This is a genomic window from Dyella sp. 01N36, assembly GCF_056399745.1.
Genome location: NZ_JBFTRY010000356.1, coordinates 1 through 2,319 on the forward strand (window position 1 = coordinate 1; position 2,319 = coordinate 2,319).

2 protein-coding genes are annotated in these 2,319 nt (G+C 61.3%); one reads left to right on the forward strand and one right to left on the reverse strand.

Annotated elements, in window-relative coordinates:
* Window positions 1-187, reverse strand: a 187-nt coding sequence (locus AC1DMG_RS22050) for a transposase (protein WP_477180176.1), incomplete at its 3' end; no start/stop codon positions are given.
* 1,025 nt (window positions 188-1,212) lie between these two features.
* Here AC1DMG_RS22050 and AC1DMG_RS22055 point away from each other — a divergent pair.
* Entirely contained in the window at window positions 1,213-2,292 is a 1,080-nt protein-coding gene (locus AC1DMG_RS22055) for an IS110 family RNA-guided transposase (protein ID WP_477181144.1), read from the forward strand.
* The last annotated feature ends 27 nt before the right edge of the window (window positions 2,293-2,319 follow it).

Below are 2,319 nucleotides of genomic sequence, written 5' to 3' on the forward strand. Positions count from 1 at the left end.
GCTTCATCTGCCCTTGCCCGGGAAACGCCTGCTGCGGATCGGCCACCAGCTCTCGTACCCATTTGCGCAGCACGTTCTCATGCAGCCCCAGATCACGGGCCGCCTGCGTCACCGCTACACCGCGCTCGTTAACCAGTCGCACCGCTTCAAGCTTGAACTCGCGACTGAACGTCCTTCGTGTTCCCATAAACCACCTCCGGCTTCATCATCCCACCTAAACCCGGTGTCTGTGAAACCGGCCGCAGTCCATTCTCCGGCCATCGTGGGCGGGCTTGTGCGGATAAGGCAAAGGAAAAAGTTTGCCATCGGCACCATGCTCTGCGCCCCTCTGATCTTCGCCCTGGCGTCAGCGATCTCGCCCAAACTGTTTCCGTGCGTCGCGCTTGTAACCCTGGGATTGATGATCGTTCCTGTGGTTGCTTGGTCGTTTAGTACGTGCCCGCGGTGCAAGCAGTTGTTCTACTGCTCGTGGTACTGGAGCGGCCTCTCTCCCAAATGCGTCAACTGCGATGTTCCGCTTGATGGACGAAGCTCAGAGGCCGATAGTGATTGAAGGGTCCGCTTCCGATCCATAGCGGACGTAATCAAGGGGGTGCGAAATGTCCAATCGGGCGCTGATAGAGCACATGCAGATGGCGCTGGCATCCGCGCGTGCAGGTGCGTTACCGCTTCAATCGTTGGCCCAAACGATCAAGAGCGACGGGCACGCGCTAGAGGGAATGCCTTACCCCCTGATTAGAGAGCTGGACAGTCTTTGGATGGGATTCGAGGTGGCGGCCTGGGCTGATGAGGATGGCTTCGTGCCTGATACGGCCTCACTTTTCGAGAGGATGGAACGCTGCTTGATTTCGCTGCCGAGCGATCCTTCAAAGTAGAGTGACACCTTGTTGGAAAGCGTCCGCTTTCGACCCGATATAGGTACTCCGCCCCGTTCTCAGTGACCATGTCACGGCGGCCAGGTAGCTGGTCGCGAGGGCGGGACTTGCACCGGCTAGCTACGAACATTTCGACCCAAACATGCGATGTTCACCGCTTTGGTTTCGAGCTTGCCGGTGCGCTTGAGCTCCTCAACGAATCCTCAGGGAACGCCGCCTGGTCGGCTCTCTATATCGACTTCGCCGAGCTCGGGCACGCACGTCTCGACAGCTGACGCACGCGGCGATCGAGGCCTGGGCGCACGGGATACATCAGCGCTTTGGCGGGCGCATCGCCATCGCCTTGGAGCTGGCCAAGGGGCCGGTGGTGTACGCCCTGCAGAAGTACGATTTTCTGGTGCTGTTCCCGATCAACCCGACCTTGCTCGCCAAGTATCGCGAAGCATTCACGCCGAGTCGGGCCAAGGATGATCCGACCGATGCGCAGCTTGCGCTGGATCTGATGCAGCGCTATCCGCACCGCTTTACGCCACTCAAGCCGCAGAGCGTGGCGATGCGTACGCTGGGCTTTCTGGTCGAGCAGCGGCGGTTGCTAGTTGACGACAGGAAGCGCCTGGTCAATCGTCTTGGCAACACGCTCAAGCAGTATTACCCGCAGGTTTTGGACTGGTTTGAGCAGCACGACACGGTGGTCTTCAGTGACTTCTTCCTGCGTTGGCCCACGCTCAAGCAGGCCAAGCACGCGCGCGTGGCCACGCTCGAGGCGTTCTTCCGTGAGCACAATGTGCGCTCCGCCAAACTCATTGCCGAGCGCGTGCAATCGATCCGAACGGCGCTACCACTGACGGACGACCCGGCGGTCATCACCACGCACCGACTACTGGYCATCGCCTTGGTCGAGCAACTGCAGGTCGCGCTACGCGCCATTGATCGCTTCGATCAGGAGATCGCCGCCTTGGCGCCCACGCTCCCCGATTACCCGCTGTTCCATGCCTTGCCAGGCAGTGGCCCGATCCTCGCGCCGCGCCTGCTGGCCGCCTTCGGCGAACAACGCGAACGCTTTGCTCGTGCCGATCAGTTGCAGCGCTACTCGGGCGTTGCGCCGGTGACGCAGCGCAGCGGCAAGAAGAGTTGGGTGCACTGGCGTTGGCAGTGCCCGACCTTCGTGCGCCAGACCTTCGTGGAGTGGGCCGCGCAGACCATCAACAAGTCCTTCTGGGCCGGCGCCTTCTATCGCCAGCAGCGCGCCAAGGGCAGTCCGCATCAGGTCGCTGTGCGTGCGTTGGCCTTCAAATGGATCCGCATCCTGCATCGATGCTGGCTGTCCCACACGCCCTACGATGAGTCGCGCTACCTTATGGCCTTGCAGCGTCGTGGCTCGCCCTTGCTCGCCGGGCTGACTTCGTCGGATAGTTGACGGAACGGCTCAGGGCGTGAAGCGGAC